The sequence below is a fragment of the Neisseria sp. Ec49-e6-T10 genome (assembly GCF_051132615.1).
GTDB lineage: Bacteria > Pseudomonadota > Gammaproteobacteria > Burkholderiales > Neisseriaceae.
Map to the genome: position 1 here is coordinate 873,532 of NZ_CP152375.1, position 15,914 is coordinate 889,445.

Here is a 15,914-nt window from a genome sequence, read left to right on the forward strand (position 1 = left end):
TGCTATCCGTATAATATGTCTCCTTAATTAATTGTTTGGTTATCTACAAGCATCCCAGTTTCTGGTTTTAAAATTTTTAGCATAACAAGCACTCCGTTCGACATGCTTATAGTGCTCTATTTTCTCCATCTGTTCTGCTAATCTGGCCATCATGTCCAATTTGGTTTGATTGTTCTGAATAATAGCACTTTCTGCTGCTATTCTGTTCTGTAAATCCTGTGCGGCTTTAATATCTGTGGTCGAATCAATCTTTTTAATCATCTTTTGCAGATTATTTAAACGTAATTTTGTGTCATTAAATGCCTGCACTGAAGAGTCATAATTATTGACCAACTGTTTCATGGCTGTTTCTGGCGTATAGGTTTTACCTTGAATCATTTTTTTATAATCGGTATTGGCGATACTGTCATACAAATCTTTCCATTCTGTCGGTAGCTGTTCCAAAGCTGTTTCAGAGAACGCACTACCAACCCCCTTGGATCCAGTTAACGCCGACACCTGATTTTTTAACTCAGCAATCTGTTGGATTTGATTATCAATTTGCTCTTTCATATGAATAATCTGTTGCAAGGTATTGGCTACTTGTGCTCCATCAAAAACAGGGATACCTCCAGCGTAACTTGTAATTGGAAAGATCAGCATACAGGTAGATAGAACAATAGAAACAATATACTTTCTTTGTTTTTTCATAATTTTCATAATAAAACTCCATAAATAAACAATAAAAAAACCGCATAGAGCGGCGGATAAAAAATGATTAATAAGTATTTACGTTTTTAAGATTTACGCTTTTCAGCACGTTTGACTTGTAACCTTTGTACAAATGGCTCAAGCCACTGTGTGGGGTCTTTTCCATACTCTTTCATCACTTGATACAGTATTTCTACATTATCAGCTGAACCCGATAGAATGGGGATTTCATCACTAAAACCGTATAGGTCTAGCTTGGCAAAAGCAGATTGTCGACCTTGTTTGACTAAAAAGGTACGAGAGTCTGTAGAAAGTTCTGATAATTGTTTAAACTCCTTTTCTGTTAAACCACACCGTTGATAACTACCTTCGTATTCTGCATCAGGATTGGGCAAGAATATCTTGGTGGGTGTTTGTTGAATAATGGCGGGGAAAATGGGGCAATTAATGGCATCTTCAGGAGATTGAGAAACCAAGATTAACCAGCCACCCAATTTGCGATCTGTTTTGAGTATCTTCAGCATGATTTCCTGTAATGCCTGAAACCGAGCGGCATACCAAAACTCTTCAATAATGGTGGCCAGTATGCCATCTACTTTACTGACCCTGACCATCATCAAATTACGCAGATGAAACATAAAAGCCAGAATAGGCGCAGTAGGTGGGTAGTCATCCTTAAGGACTGCTGTTAAATCAAAACCAATTCGATAGAAGGTTTCAGGATCAAACAGGTTGATTGGGTTATCCAGACACCAAGCATAACGGCCATTTTCACTACGACACCATTTACTTAAGCGGATCCTCAATGAGTTAGGATCATCAGAATGAGGAATACTCTGTAATAAGGTACTGAAGTTCCTGTTCTCCATATCTAGGTCAAGTGTGGCATCCACGGCAAACTGAACTTGTTTTTCTTCAACGGCAGTTACTTTGCCATCTTCATCTGAGCCACACATGGTCACCAAGGTATAAAGGAATTCTCTATTGACTGGTGTCACAGGTAATTGAAATGGATTCAATCCTGTAGGCTCCCCAGCTTCTAACGCAAAATACTGACCACCAATGGCACGGATAAAAATTTCCATTCCTCTATCTAAATCCATGGCAAAGATAAAGGGATCAAACCGTTCAACAAAAGAAAGAATGGCCGTTTGCAAGGTGGTTTTACCTGTACCTGTTGCCCCTAAAATGAGGGTATGACCAGCCACTTTTTCACCTAGGTTGTCTTCTTTTTGATTGGTAAAATGGAAGTTAAAGTCATACACGGTTTTGGATACGGTTTGCAGTGGCATCACGGCAGTGCCATCCCCAATTGGATTACCATGTGATTTACCATGGGAGTAATTGTGTATGCCAAAGGTGGTGGCCAGATTCTCCGTTGTTTTAGGGTACTTTCTGGGTTTTTCCTGACTATTGGGTACTTGGCTGAAAAAGGTTGCAGGAGCGGATAAGGTGGCTTTGGTAAAACGATACCCGCCAGAATTTAAAAAAGCAGCATAGGCTTTGGAACCATTATAGGTTGCTTCCTGTGGTGTTTTACCATAGACCACCAATGCGGCATGATACTCACCAAACATCAATTCTCCTGAAGTCAGTTTACCTTGTCCCTCAAGCAGCTCATCTATTTGTCCTTGTGCTTTATCACCCACTGACTGAAGGTTATTCATTTGTCGGTTGATTTTTTCTTGCATAGCATAAGGGTTGATGTACACCAAAGATTGGGTCAAGGTAAATTCACAAGACAATGTTAATATCTGGGTCAATATCTTGGGTTTAGATAAGCCAAAATCCTTTAAATCAAACATCACCGCATATTTTCTATTGGCTTGGTCGGGTCGAATCTCCAATATGTCTGAGCCAAAGTGTAAATTGGCACTGGCTAGATTTTGGTAAGCATCAACACTGGATAAGGGTATTTTTTGCTCTGTACCATTAATGAGTGAACCAAAGAACTCATACACTTCAGAAAATAAAGTGCCTTCTTGGTTCTGATAAGCGGTCAGTAAATACGGATCATAAACATCTAAAGACTTCATCATAATGTCAATCAGCTCTTCTGCTTCTTTGATTCCTTCATCAATATCCGTACTTTTAACCAAGGCCGTAATATAAAAAAGATTCTCAAAATAATCTTCATCCTGAAATCGCTTGAGGTATTTACTGGCGAACTGCTCGCAAAAATCAGTAGAAAACGCATAATCCCGATCAAAGTTGATCTTTTTACGTTGAAGCGTTGTCCAAACAGAAAGCCGATTACCCAAAGTTTTGCCTAAAGCAGCAAACAGATTTTTTAGCCCGACAAAACTGGTGTACAGGTGTTTGTCGTCCACACCATCAAAAGCCAGCCCTTCCATTCTGATGACAAAACCAACATAACCTTCTTTGTACCAGACTAGGTTATCCGTGACGTGTTGGCAGATTTTCGGCAGAAAATCGGATTGAGCTGGCTGTTTTTTTAGAACACTGCTCAAAAAATCGCTCATAATCATTTAAATTTCTCCCAAACTTGGTAGAGATAATGGTTAATGTTCCATTAAATAAGGCTATATTTTTCTTTCTAAAAAACCATTTCACTTCAAGAAGAATGATCTTGAATGCCTGATCATCATTAGCCGAGATGGTTTTAAGGAACAATAAAAACGGAATGGGTAACAGTAAAAACAACATTGCCTTTCCCTGAAGAAAAGGCAAAGCTGCCATCACTGCCATTACCGTCACAAATCCTGATATTGCTAAAGCAATTAAAGGAATCCCCCAAACCATTGCTTCACGAGATAAAGCATTAAAGGTAGGGCATTCTCTATCGATAGGATTGTCTTTCATATAATGGCTACTCCTATTAAATGCTCATGCTGCCGCCTTTGGTAAAGAGCCATGTCGCAATCACAATGCCAGCCCCTGCGCCGACGATCCATAAAGCAGTTTCCAGAATATCGCCCCATGTCTTGCGCCCCATAAACCCTTGGGCAAACTGCCAAAGTAGGGCGATTGTGGCAACTGCCCCAACAACGGCATAAATCCCATTTCGAACCATAATAATCATTGAGGTGACTTCGCCCTCGAATCCTGCTGCCATGGTCAGTGGACACAACATACTTAAAAATGCTGCTAACAACCATTGATTAATTGAAGACTTTTGTAATGCTTTCATAAATAAATTTCCTTCTTTTGGACATAAAAAAAGCCGCATATAGTAGCGGCACAAAAAACTAATAATAGTAAACAGGTCAGAACTCGGCGAAGACATCCCAAGATTGATGTGGCTTGCTGCCCTCGATGGGTTCTTCCCTGTTTGATTCAACTGTTGAAACGATAAGACTCTTTCGTGGTTTATTTCCTCCTATATTGGTTGGTTGCGCTTTTGCCTTAACTGGCACAGCTTTGGTTGAAAAACTTGGATCTAACTTAGGTACTTTTAAAGTGACTTGTTCTGTATTACTGCCTGCACTGGCGAGTACCTTACGTACATAGCCATTATTAAAACCCCGACTAAATGAGCCTGTGTTATAAGCTGATAAAGCCGCTTGTAGTGCTTTTTGCCCATCCCCGTGTATCTTCTTTGCCCCCTGATAGTTCCTACTTAAAATCAATGCAGAGGCTTTTAGGTTCTGGCAAGGATCAAAAAGTTGTTCAATACTCATCTTAACCACACCAAGATTGGCAGAGTTAATCTGGGCAATGCCCATATCAATATTCGCGCCTTTGGCTATTAAAGATTTAGCAGTTGAAACCGCTTCTTGATGGCTTTTGGGTTGTCTAGAAAGTTTAGCCCCTCTATTGACTCCAATTGCATAGGGATTAAACCCTGATTCCGTTTTAACGATTGCCGCTAATGTGTGAGAAGACACATCAGGTACACACCTTTTAGCCAGTTCATGAAAATTAACTGTTTGAGCATAAACAAAAGGTGTGAATGACAAACATAAAAAAGGAAAGAAAGTAATTGCTTTCATTATCTTCCTTTACATGAATGATTAATTATTTGAAAAAGAAAACTGAGAAAAAATACTAAAGGGATATACAAAAAATTAGAAAAATCTGTCTAATACTCAATATAAACACCCAATAAAAACAAGGGTCGAATTTTACATTTTATTAGACAATTATCTTTGTAACTTATTGTTTATAAATAATTGTACAACTGTCTTGTAATCAGAAGGTCGAGGGTTCAACTCCTTTCGCCGGCACCATTAAAAACAATGAGTTAGCTTACACAAATAAAGCTAGCTCGTTTTTTTATTAGACAGTTGTCTAATATGATCACTTAACAGGCTGCACTTTGACAGGTTTTCTTTGGTAAATTTTCGCCATTGCTTCAGGGTTAGCGTGACCCAGTAATTTCTTATCATCACCATCACTCCTAGCCTTTGCCCTGATATCTCTGAATGTAAATCTTTCCTGAATAATGCCTCTTTTTATACAATCAACAATCAATCTTTGCCAAGCCGTCTGTATGCCACTTGAGCCATATTTTTGCCCTCTGGCATTAACCACCAGATATTCTGCAGAAAAAGGAAACTCTTTTTTAGCCCTATTCACCACATCACGTAAAGCATCAGACCAAACAACAATAATCTTTGTCCCCGTTTTGTTTTGCTCAAAAAATATCCCTTCTTCCGAAATATCCGAATGTTTGATTTTTAATAAATCTGCTTGTCTTTGGCCTGTAATATAAGCCAAGTCCATTAAAATTTGAATATGCGTAGCAGCTTGTTGGTACACAGCATGAAACTCCCAATCTGCAATATACCGATCACAGGGTTTTTCCTGATTCTTCTCAACATATAAACAGGGGTTTTTCTCAGCTAAACCCCAACGTATGGCCTTTTTGAACACATGAGAAAGTAAAGCAATTTCCCTATTGGCCGCAATTTTTGCTTCTCTGGTATCCAGATATTGGGCAATGTGCTTAGGTAATATTACTGTTGGATCCATTTTGCCAAACACACCTTTTAGGATGTGCAAATGATGCTTTTGATCCTTTATCGTACCTTTTGCTTTTGTGGGTAAAACTTCGCGTTCATACCTTTCAAAAATACCGAGCATTGCAGGCTTTTGGTTTTCCATACGGGTAATACCAGATAAGGCTTTATACATGCCCGACTCATCCCCTTTTTTCGCAAGCCTTGTCCATTTATTATTGCGTACATAATAATAGGCGCCATGTTTCAAATAAACATTTCGAGGAAGACCCGTATTTTTAGTACGCGGTTTACCCATATTGTTTTTCCTTTGCAAATACCGAAAAATCAGGTTCTACTGTATATTGTTTTTCCTGAATCGCATCTTCATAAAGTCGCCATGTGGTACGAGGTTTACCATCCCTGCGTTTGGAATATTTCACCCCTAACTTATCTAATGCCCTACATTGCGCAGCGGGTTGTTCCAAACCCGTAATTTCCTGTATGTCCTCATCAGTCAGGCAGGAATTTAGATATTCAGCCATTTCAATTCCCTCTTAAATAAAAATGACCCTTAAGAGGGTCAATCAATAAAATGTCACATTGGCATCAAAAAAGAGAACGCAGAACCACCCCCATTACCATGCCAACTATCCCTATCATCAAAAGATACGCCCTATTTAACGTTAGATGCTCATGAACCAATGAATGTTTAAACTCAGACAAATGAGCATTCACCATACCAATGACCTGTTCTTCAGCATTTTTAGAAGAGCGTTTGGCCTCACCCATAAGCTCCATCAAAACCTGTTCCCGATACTTTTTAATTTCAGAAACAGCATCCAAGAGTTTTTGAGTTTCTTCCTGAAGAGCCAAAAAATGAGCAGACTGATTTTTTTCTTGAAGAAGCAATACCGCAACAATCGGGTCATCAGCCGTTAATTTAACCCCTGATATCTGAAACACCTGTTGAATGATATGCTCAATATCATCATTCTTGATTCCCTGCTCTGCTGAATAATTCATCTTGTCCTAGTTGCCCCCATATATCATTTCTCACTTGTTTCAAACGTTGACGTGGCATCATAGTGAAATCAGGATGATTGGCTATTTCATCAAACGTCAGATTTAAAGAAGTCATTTTCTGAATATCTTTGCCAAATGTGTCAGGGTTACGAGGGTGCAACTCAACAGTTTTAATAATCTTATCTCGATGATCTTTCACAAATTTAAACTCAGAAAAAGATTTACCTGATTCTTCAATCTGCCCAAAATGATGATTCAACCACACAACCACATGCGCCTGTATCCCCTTTACCGTTTTAAACAGCCCATCCAAACAATCCTTTTGTGCTTGGCCACCAGCAATAACTGAGTGGATATACAATTCAACCTCACTGTCTGCCAGTAAAGCATCAACCGAGTTTTCAGCCATATAAGACATTAAAGGAACAAATGTCGCCGCCCCATTATCCACAACAGCAATGCCTTCAGCTTCAACAAGCTGTTCAATCAATCCATCAAAGTTTCGAGAATCGATATTGTTATTATTGTTCAGGATATTGACCACAGACACATCCAATGCTTTATAACGGCTGAATGTTGGATTCACAGGATCAGTGTCAAAACAATGAACAGGTGTATCCTGATTAGTGGCTCTTAAATATTGAGCGATAAAGGAAGCAACCAGTGATTTACCCACACCACCTTTACCTTGAGTAATTAAATGAACTTCTTTCATATTATGCCTCTTAAAATAAATACAGCCTGAAAAATCAGGCTGTTTCAGTTATTGATTAACCCACTTACCACCATTGTATGGATCACCAACATATTTCACAGAATCAACGTTATAAGTCCACCCATGGTTAAAATACGCCGTACAGTAAGATGGTCGAGCATTTTGAATAATGTATTTTGAGATCACACTGGGTATACTTGCACAAGGCTGTGTACGATACCCCTTTTTTCCTGAAACACATTGTTGATACTCAGGATTCGGCACTTTAACCAGCTTACGATTGACCCGATTCAACTCATCCGCATCACAACGACCCGCACCTTTTGATATGGCACTGATTAAAGAAGGCATTCCTTCTTCCTTGCTGGATGGGCAGATACTTAAAAAATCCTTGCGTGCTTTTATGGTGTCAGACATTTTTTTCTTGTGAATATCAAAATAACGTTTCAACGATGGTGCGCATTCACTTGGCTTCTCGCCACTGGATAAACACAAAATAGCTTCACAAGACAGTCTGGTGTCTCCTGTCAGGATATCCTCTTCAGCAAAAGATAAAGTTGAGGTTAAAAATAAACCGATCCCCATAAAAAACGAACATAATTTAAATTTCATAGACCATCTTTCAAAGAATAAATAATAGATAAGGATGAAGACTGCCTTTATTGCCGCCAAGCCCCTAAAGCCATGCTTTAGGATTTCGCAGTTGGGCGGTTCTGGTTTCCTGTAATAGATTTTTGTCTAAAACTGTCAGTGAGACTCACTGCGGACGATTCCCTGATAACGCAACGGCCAGAATGTTGCGTTGCACGTAAACATACCGTGCGTTTTTCCCTTATTACCAAATGAATATGAGTATTCTTTGGGGTTATTCGGGCTGAATTTTTAAAGAGAATAATTAAATTATACATAGTATATAATAATTATACAATAGGATAAAAAAAAGCTGCTTTAAAGCAGCTTTAAATTTTTAAGAAGATTATCTATATACAACAATCCATGTACATACTTTTCCTAGTATTTGTAATTCGTCTCTATTTATAAATTCATCAGGATATTCAATATTGTTATAAGTACTCAATTTAATCATATTATTAGGAAGTGAATAAACTTTACGGATTCTGAATAATCCACCATAAATACAACCGTATAACTTTCCATCAACAATATTGATTAATGATCTATCTAAAATAACTGTACTTGTATCTGGAATAACTGGGTATAAACTATTTCCTTCTATTTTTGTGGCAATCACATTTTCAATCTCAACTTGAGCTTCTTTAAGTGTGTATTTAGAAATATGCATTTTTCTATTGCTATTTTCCAGCATTACTTCTCCTATATTTTTTGGATTAATAAATCCTATATATAGAGGAAGCTCTATAACATCATCTTCTGAATCCTGCTCAATAGAGTAAAAATCTTGATATGGTAAAGGATAAGAGCATAGCTCTGATATCTGAAGCATAGTTGTGAATGTAGGCTGACTTCTACCTCTCTCCATAGCAGATATGCTGGCTTTAGTTGAAAAGCCAAGCTCAAAAGCTAACTCTTCTTGAGTCAACCCCTTATGCTGCCGTGCAGATTTGACCCAATCAGCAATGTCTATTGTATTCATTGAATAATTAATCTCATATTTTTTATGAGGTTAATTCTAAAAGTGTTGTGTGTCGTATAAATTTATTATACTATAATTAAAATGTATAACTAAAAAATACTAAGTTTAAAGGATTTGACAATGATTACAGGTTTAGAGAAAGCAATTTTATATTTTGGTTCTCAAGCAGCACTAGGCAGACAGCTAGGGCTTCAGAGATCAGCAATCAATAGCTGGGTTAAAAAACGTAGTATCATCCCTGCTGAAACGGCGATTTCAATTGAAAAAATTACTAATGGAGCAGTATCTCGCGAAGATTTAAGACCTGACCTATTTATTAAATGAACATTCATTCGATACGTTCTACCCTATCAACTGAATTCGTTGTTTACAGCGAATTAAGGCAGTTGTGTGATAACCATGAGCCAACACTCAGAATGTTGAGTAAGTTCCTCTATTGGGCTGAAAATGTAGAAAGTAAAGCCCCTCATCGTGATGGCTGGTTCTGGAAAACAGGTAAAGACCTAGCTTCAGAAATAGGTGTGACCAGACGAGGTTATGAAGTTGCCAGAACCTATCTAACCAACCTTGGTGTCCTTGATTTTAAAAAAGGCGGTATCTTCAATAAAATGCACTTTAGGGTCAATGCTGAAAAACTTTTAAAGTTAGTTTATCAGGTTAAAGGATTACCCATTCCTAAAGACATTAATGAATACCAGCTAGACAACGATGGTTTTAGGGTACCTAACTGGATGCCTATTAAACTATGGAATCAGTTTATTGGTATGAGTCAAAGGAAAAAAGGACGCACCATGTTGAATATCGATAAGAAAAAACGCATTAATGAATTAAAGGCTTTATGTGATCAGAGGCTTGATATTCATCTTATTATGGAAGAAACCATTATTAAAGGCTGGGCTGCATTTTATCAACCAAACTTTAGCCCAGTAGCAAAATCACTTACTGTTCCTGTTACTCAAGAACAGATCAATGCAGAAATCAAAGCAACAAGAGAGCCAAAAGGTACTCGTTCAACAAAAGAAACAGCTCAAGAGAACCTAAAGAATATCCTTTCAAATATTTTGAAGAAATAATCTCCTCCTATAGCATTATTGCGCCCAAAATTTATAAAACCACCAAAAACAGCCTATTTTTTCAGTATCTTAGCTATAAAAAATTAAAAATAGTCATTCCTTCCAAAAATAATCAAAACCTTCTATTTATGTACCCAATATAGTCATTTTTGACAGTAAAATTATTCTTTTAAAAATCATTACTTTGTACATAGAGTACAGATTAGTTTGTTCATGGGATACAAATTAGTTTGTTCATGGGATACAAATTAGTTTGTTCATGGGATACAAATTAGTTTGTTCATGGGATACAAATTAGTTTGTCTCTAGGTAACACAATATACATAGAATACAAACATAGGGTTACTTCATATAAATAAGGTGGCGCACTTAGGTTTTTTATGAAAAAGATAAATGCAAAACTTCGCGATCATTGAAGCTGTAACAGATGACTTGATAAAAAACTTATCTGAAAAAGATAAAAATATCATCCAATCTACAAAAGAATCAGAATTATTAAAATTTCATTTTAAACTAGGTACAATGATTCATAATCAGTATGGAGCTCAGGCATTAGGCCTAGTGAATTCATGTTTCCAATTACCACTGAATCATGAGTCGTAGACAATTTCCTTGTAAAGGTTTGTTCTCTTTTTTATTGACCGATTGAAATGCTATAATCAGGGAAAATTACTATATCACCTAATGGCTAATCACAAACTTACCGCAGGAAAGCAATTAATAGAAGGAATCGTTCAGTTAGGTTCGGTCCTTGGTTATCATGTTGAAGAAGAGTTTCCTGTCGATGAATCTTCACATGGAGAATCTCCTGCAGTTGATGTTGCATGGTTTTCACAAAAGGGTAATCGTTTTCCACTTTTCATCTTTGAAGTTGAAAGTAAAGCTACTAATGGGATGACAAATAATCCATTAAAAGTTTATGCTCAGGAAAACAGAGAGTTTGAGAAACCACTTTTTTTCTTCCATATCGTTGCCCAAGGTGGGAGCCACTCTGTTCGCCCTAGAAATCTGGAAGCTCAGTATGGAAAAAATAATTATAGAGTTTACCTTGTTGGCAGTAATACAGCGAACGAGCTTATTAAAGATGTTCTTACTCAACACGTTAGAGTAAGAAATAATGTTAATTATTTCGCATTGCATGATTTGTTTACATCAGAACTATGGCTGAAAAAAGTTGACTACCCTCAGTTGCTTATGCATGCAGTTAAGTTAGGTTTGTCAAAGGAAAATGTTATTTCTTCTTATGTTACAATAAGTCGTCATGATTCACGAATTTTTGCTGACTTAATTGAGCTGATTACAGCGGATTCTAAAGAAAATTTCGCTAACACAAATTTAGACTCATGTTTAGGTGCCCAATGGGGTATTCCGATTATTACTGCGCTTTTGTGTGGTTTAAGTAAAGACCCTAAATATTGGTCTTCTTTGTTGCTTGAATGGCAGAGAAATAGCTGTTACATGCCCATGATCACACCTAGATTTGGATTATCAAGTGACTATGACGAGTTCATTTTAGGATTAGCACCACAGTTAATTACACTTTGTATTGCATTATCATTTAAACATGAAGATATATGTCTAGAGTTTGTTGGGGTTCTTACTCAAACATTAGATAGAGTTGGCATATGCTGGGCGGGATTAAACTCTGCAATATATTTACTTCATATCAGTTCTGCAATCAATTCAAGCGATTCATTCGAAAAAGCAAAAAGCTACCTTTTGGATTTTAAGGCTTTATCTGAGGAAAATGTCTTTCTACCACCATCAGCTGTTTCTGTGATAACAGGTGATTTTAAAGATTACTTCCAGCAGGGAGAGATAATTAAAATTCCTGAGATCAAACAATTTGCCGAACAATGTATGAAAAGATATCAAAAAGAAAAAATTAACACAGAGGCTATGGCATTACGGGCGCTTGATGATGACTCATATATTTTTGAGTGGTCAACTGATTTACTCATAGCACTTTGGTCAACTTACTAACAAACCATTACAGCTTCAATGCAGAACATTACATTACATTTCTATTATGCAACTTATAGCTTCTAGCTGACAACCAGATTTAATAGTGAACCGTTACAAAATATTGACACTTTAAGTCTCAACTAACATACCTAAATTAATTTTATATTTTTCTTCAAAAAAACTATCCAAAATATCCCGATTGGTTTCTTTTAAAATAAAATCTTCCTCTTCTTTTGCTAGATCGCAAATACCAAAATTCTTAATATAAGTTCCATTTAGAGAATAATAATTCGAAGCATATGGTTTACTAGTTGAGGAGATATAAAACCAAAATAATCTCGTTTCTAATATTTTCTTTAATATTTGCAATTCTCTTACTGAGTTGCCTAGAAAAGCTTGACCATTATAAAAGTATGTTCGCTTATCTGAATGAATTAAATAATGAGGGATAATATCTGAGTACTTAGGAAAAAACATTTTATGTTCTATCTGTTCTAATCCCTGCGTGCGTCCAAAAGCATACCAAGCTTGGTATTTTCCTTTCCCTTTATCTCGGAGAGCAAGTACATCACTATGATTTTTTAAATATTGGTAGGCTAATGGGAAATTTTTTTTAAAGATTACTTCATCAAGAATTTTAGGATATTTTTCATTGGTATAAGGAAAAATAAGCTTTTCTTGAAAGTTGTCTATGGATGCTACTCTGCTTAGTTTGTTAGAATTGATTACATTAACACAAATGTTTTTTTCAATCGGATATTCTTGATTATCCTTTGCTTTTAAATAATAAAATTCTTTTGTTTCTCTAATAGGAGTAAAAATATATAAGTCATTTTTTAGTGTGGCTAATCCATGACTAGTTTTATATTTTTCCCCCAGAGGTGTTCCCACACTCTCTATCTTTTTAATGAGTTCATTTGAGTGTAAATTCCAACCAGTATAAGCATTCAGATTTTCATATGGTATCTGCTTAAAAGCCATATCTTTTTGCAGCATATGGGATTTAGTTTTTATATATTTAACGAACCTACTATTTTTATTGCTAATTATACAGATACATGTATAGGTATTACGGGATTGAAAAATTTGCTCAGCTCCAAAATCAATAATATTGAAATTTAAGGATTTATTGTAAAAGTATTGTCGTAAATTACGCGCATTTAAGCTCTTGAAAAAGCTGTTCATCGTAATAAACCCTAGCTGACCATCAGATGCTAAATTTTCTATACCTATTTCAAAAAAAGGAATGTAAAGATCAGGGCTTCCTATTTGGCAAGTCTGCATTTTTGTCAATATTTCACGAGTTTCTTTTGCCATATGTTTTGCTGTAACGTATGGAGGGTTACCTACGATAATATCAAAACCAGAAAAATAAGGAAAATATGTTTTCCAGTTGAATTTTAAAGAATCGCCCACAAATAAGTTAAACTCAAAATTATCGTCTTCTCCTTCCCAAAGAGCTAATAAGCTCAATAAAATTTTTGAGCGCCTAACAGCATAACTTTCTATATCAATTCCATATAGGTTTTCTTTAAAAATTTGATAGTATGATAGATTGCTTTTTTGTTTTAATTTATGAGCAACATCAACCAAAAATGCTCCACACCCACATGATAGGTCAGCAATTTTATACGTTGGCAAAAAAAGGCTATCATTTTTTATATCAATAACACTTTCTATGATAAATGACCTAATATTTTTAGGTGTGTAAATGGCGCCATTAACAATTCTATTACTGGGTGAAATCACAAACTCAAAAAGTTGAATCAGCATTTCAAAATTGAAAGGAGTTTCTTCGTCATTTATAATCTGGAGAAGCTCACTTTTTAGGGATGTTTTATTAGGGAAATCATAGTTTATCGTGTCTAGTAAGATACGATTTTTAGAAACAGATAGCTGATTTTCATGAATAAATAACGAAGTAATTAGTGAATTAACTAATTTTTCGTCGACCAAGTTATTACTACGAAGAAAATTTAAAATTTTTCTTTTCATTGTTAACTCATCATATAAATATCTATTTCATCTCATCTAGAGGCGGAGTTTCGCGTAAAAATTCTTGGTTTTCAGAAGCATTTATAATGAGGTCTTTGAATTTTTCTATACAGTCAAGTGTATGTTGTTTCATCTGATTGAACTCTTTTAAAAGTTGGCCGTCATTTCTGAATTCGCCATGAGCTATAGGATTACGTAAAGCCAATAAACATTTATCAATAAAATTTTCCTTTGTGCTATACCATGAGATATCTATACCTAATTGTTGACCAATTATCTTGAAATGTTTAAAGGTAAGATTTGAGTGCGTCTTAATCGTATCCTTTGGGCTTATTTGTAGCTTTTCATTTTGATGTTGTGTATGAATATAATCAAAAATCTCCTTTTGACACCGATAGGAATTCATAGATACCTGATTATGAGGAAATTTTTTTCCTAAAGTAATATAAGAAAAATTATGGGTAAGTTCTGCTAAGGAGTAGCCCTGATTACAAACATATTCCAAGTATTTTATTGACGCTACTTTAACAAATCCTTCCCAATGTGCATATAGGATAGTGATTGCCCCTCTAATTAGTGCAATTTGTAAGGAACCTTCCTGACTATCAATGTGTAGTAAAAGATTGGAAATTTCTTTTTTCCTCCAAGATAAATCTTTATCCAATTTTTCTTGAAGTATATCTATAGGTTGTCGGTAATTATTCATGACTAAAAAGCGTTAGTCCTAACTTTCTCATTTCCATCAATCTATAAAGAGACCTAGTTCCAGGTTTTTCAATATCCAAAAAAGAGTTATTCGTCGGAAGGGACCTGGAAATTTCTTGAATAGTATTCGAAATATTAGAAGCATCACCTCCTGAGTCAGCTAAATAATGGGAAAGAGCAAATGTTAAACACTCATATATAGGGTTTGAGAAAGGACCTTTGTACTTCCCAACATTTTGTTGGTACTTTCTAAATGCATCTTCATTAAGTGATTCATTTAATAACTTGAATGTCCTCTCAAAAATCACTTTTTCTCTATCAAAATCAAAATCAGAATTACCAAAAATTCTAGAAGTAGCTCGATCTAAATATACATTTAAATCTTTTTCTTCCTTTAACTCATTTTCATCAAAATGACGCAATACCAAATATTTGAGAATAAGTTCATTAAAATAACTTTCTTCCTCTTTCCTTTTGGTTATTGTTACAGTGTTATTGAAGTCATTATTTTTTGCTAAATCTTGGAGCCATTCAAATGCCTTTCGATTAACCATAAGAAGTATACAGTTTCGTACTTCTTGGTCTGTTAATTTAGAGCCTCCAGTATTAAGTCTCTGAAAAAGCTCAAGTTTCGCATCTTCATTACTTTCTTTTTTTATGATCTTTAAATCAATTTTTTCTCTTTTGAACGCTCTTAGTATATTAGGATGAATCAATCTTGTTTGATATATTTTATCATCAGTATGGTCAATAGATTTATCTATGGCTACCTTTCCTTTAAGATTAGGCAAATATTTTGTGGCTTCTAACTCAAGAGGAGGAATTAATTTATCATTTTCATCTCGTAAGAAACCTAAAAATTGAAGGATTGTTGAAATTCTTTGTAACCCATCAACAACATCCCATCTTCCATCATGTTGTTGTGCTACAAATATTGATGGGATTGGAATCCCTAATAAAATTGATTCAATAAATTGGCTTTTTTGCCTCTCCTTCCATCTAAAAATTCTTTGAAATTCAGGCTGTATATTTAAATCACCCTCCTTGTACAGGTTCACTAATTCACCTATTGACATGGGGTATGAATCAACATGCACAGTTTTCCTTGCTTGCTCAATCTGTATTTCTAAATCTATTTTATCCAATTGTAAATTCCTATCTTTTCAATTTGTATCATTGTGGTTAATATGTAAATATAAAACAATAATAATTAGCTTACTAAAATAAAG

General features: G+C 35.5%; 18 protein-coding genes. 4 read left to right on the forward strand and 14 right to left on the reverse strand.

Features of this window, described 5'->3' with window-relative positions; genetic code table 11:
- Positions 1 to 39: 39 nt before the first annotated feature.
- The 11 genes from AADH04_RS04475 to AADH04_RS04525 form a co-directional block, all read right to left on the reverse strand.
- The gene (locus AADH04_RS04475) at positions 40 to 699 is read right to left on the reverse strand and encodes a type IV secretion system protein (protein WP_434779048.1); all 660 of its coding nucleotides are present in this window, start codon (positions 697 to 699) and stop codon (positions 40 to 42) included.
- 77 nt (positions 700 to 776) lie between these two features.
- Entirely contained in the window at positions 777 to 3,173 is a 2,397-nt protein-coding gene (locus AADH04_RS04480; protein WP_434779049.1) for a conjugal transfer protein, read from the reverse strand.
- Positions 3,088 to 3,513, reverse strand: coding sequence for a VirB3 family type IV secretion system protein (locus AADH04_RS04485; protein ID WP_434779050.1), 426 nt, complete (start codon positions 3,511 to 3,513; stop codon positions 3,088 to 3,090). The genes AADH04_RS04480 and AADH04_RS04485 overlap by 86 nt, the downstream gene beginning before the upstream one ends.
- 16 nt (positions 3,514 to 3,529) lie before the next feature.
- Positions 3,530 to 3,841: a TrbC/VirB2 family protein gene (locus AADH04_RS04490; protein WP_434779051.1), complete on the reverse strand. Its 312-nt coding sequence runs from the start codon at positions 3,839 to 3,841 to the stop codon at positions 3,530 to 3,532.
- A 76-nt stretch (positions 3,842 to 3,917) separates the two neighbouring features.
- Positions 3,918 to 4,643: a lytic transglycosylase domain-containing protein gene (locus tag AADH04_RS04495; RefSeq protein ID WP_434779052.1), complete on the reverse strand. Its 726-nt coding sequence runs from the start codon at positions 4,641 to 4,643 to the stop codon at positions 3,918 to 3,920.
- Positions 4,644 to 4,950: 307 nt separating this feature from the next.
- The gene (locus AADH04_RS04500) at positions 4,951 to 5,910 is read right to left on the reverse strand and encodes a tyrosine-type recombinase/integrase (protein ID WP_434779053.1); all 960 of its coding nucleotides are present in this window, start codon (positions 5,908 to 5,910) and stop codon (positions 4,951 to 4,953) included.
- Positions 5,903 to 6,136 (reverse strand): DUF4224 domain-containing protein, encoded by a 234-nt coding sequence (locus AADH04_RS04505; RefSeq protein WP_434779054.1) that lies wholly within the window; start codon positions 6,134 to 6,136, stop codon positions 5,903 to 5,905. Before AADH04_RS04505 ends, AADH04_RS04500 begins: the two co-directional genes overlap by 8 nt.
- A gap of 64 nt (positions 6,137 to 6,200) precedes the next feature.
- Positions 6,201 to 6,617 (reverse strand): hypothetical protein, encoded by a 417-nt coding sequence (locus tag AADH04_RS04510; protein WP_434779055.1) that lies wholly within the window; start codon positions 6,615 to 6,617, stop codon positions 6,201 to 6,203.
- The gene (locus tag AADH04_RS04515) at positions 6,583 to 7,332 is read right to left on the reverse strand and encodes a conjugal transfer protein TraL (protein WP_434779056.1); all 750 of its coding nucleotides are present in this window, start codon (positions 7,330 to 7,332) and stop codon (positions 6,583 to 6,585) included. Before AADH04_RS04515 ends, AADH04_RS04510 begins: the two co-directional genes overlap by 35 nt.
- A gap of 48 nt (positions 7,333 to 7,380) precedes the next feature.
- The gene (locus AADH04_RS04520; RefSeq protein WP_434779796.1) at positions 7,381 to 7,917 is read right to left on the reverse strand and encodes a TrbM/KikA/MpfK family conjugal transfer protein; all 537 of its coding nucleotides are present in this window, start codon (positions 7,915 to 7,917) and stop codon (positions 7,381 to 7,383) included.
- 391 nt (positions 7,918 to 8,308) lie between these two features.
- A complete protein-coding gene (locus tag AADH04_RS04525; RefSeq protein WP_434779057.1) occupies positions 8,309 to 8,947 on the reverse strand; it encodes an XRE family transcriptional regulator in 639 nt (212 codons plus the stop codon).
- A gap of 120 nt (positions 8,948 to 9,067) precedes the next feature.
- On the opposite strand from AADH04_RS04525, the gene AADH04_RS04530 reads away from it, so the two are divergent.
- The 4 genes from AADH04_RS04530 (at position 9,068) to AADH04_RS04545 (ending at position 12,003) form a co-directional block, all read left to right on the forward strand.
- Positions 9,068 to 9,271 carry a transcriptional regulator gene (locus tag AADH04_RS04530; protein WP_434779058.1) on the forward strand — a complete coding sequence of 68 codons (204 nt, stop codon included), beginning with the start codon at positions 9,068 to 9,070 and terminating at the stop codon, positions 9,269 to 9,271.
- Positions 9,268 to 10,020: a hypothetical protein gene (locus AADH04_RS04535; RefSeq protein ID WP_434779059.1), complete on the forward strand. Its 753-nt coding sequence runs from the start codon at positions 9,268 to 9,270 to the stop codon at positions 10,018 to 10,020. Before AADH04_RS04530 ends, AADH04_RS04535 begins: the two co-directional genes overlap by 4 nt.
- 393 nt (positions 10,021 to 10,413) lie before the next feature.
- Positions 10,414 to 10,623, forward strand: a complete 210-nt coding sequence (locus tag AADH04_RS04540; RefSeq protein WP_434779060.1) for a hypothetical protein — start codon at positions 10,414 to 10,416, stop codon at positions 10,621 to 10,623.
- 81 nt (positions 10,624 to 10,704) lie between these two features.
- Positions 10,705 to 12,003 (forward strand): hypothetical protein, encoded by a 1,299-nt coding sequence (locus tag AADH04_RS04545; protein WP_434779061.1) that lies wholly within the window; start codon positions 10,705 to 10,707, stop codon positions 12,001 to 12,003.
- Positions 12,004 to 12,114: 111 nt separating this feature from the next.
- Here the strand turns inward: AADH04_RS04545 and AADH04_RS04550 are convergent, their stop codons facing one another.
- Genes AADH04_RS04550 through AADH04_RS04560 form a run of 3 tightly spaced genes read right to left on the reverse strand, consistent with a single transcriptional unit; the run spans position 12,115 to position 15,830 of the window.
- Positions 12,115 to 13,980 (reverse strand): HsdM family class I SAM-dependent methyltransferase, encoded by a 1,866-nt coding sequence (locus AADH04_RS04550; protein ID WP_434779062.1) that lies wholly within the window; start codon positions 13,978 to 13,980, stop codon positions 12,115 to 12,117.
- A 22-nt stretch (positions 13,981 to 14,002) separates the two neighbouring features.
- Positions 14,003 to 14,686 (reverse strand): MAE_28990/MAE_18760 family HEPN-like nuclease, encoded by a 684-nt coding sequence (locus AADH04_RS04555; RefSeq protein WP_434779063.1) that lies wholly within the window; start codon positions 14,684 to 14,686, stop codon positions 14,003 to 14,005.
- Positions 14,679 to 15,830 (reverse strand): DUF262 domain-containing protein, encoded by a 1,152-nt coding sequence (locus tag AADH04_RS04560; protein ID WP_434779064.1) that lies wholly within the window; start codon positions 15,828 to 15,830, stop codon positions 14,679 to 14,681. The genes AADH04_RS04555 and AADH04_RS04560 overlap by 8 nt, the downstream gene beginning before the upstream one ends.
- Between the last annotated feature and the right edge of the window lie 84 nt (positions 15,831 to 15,914).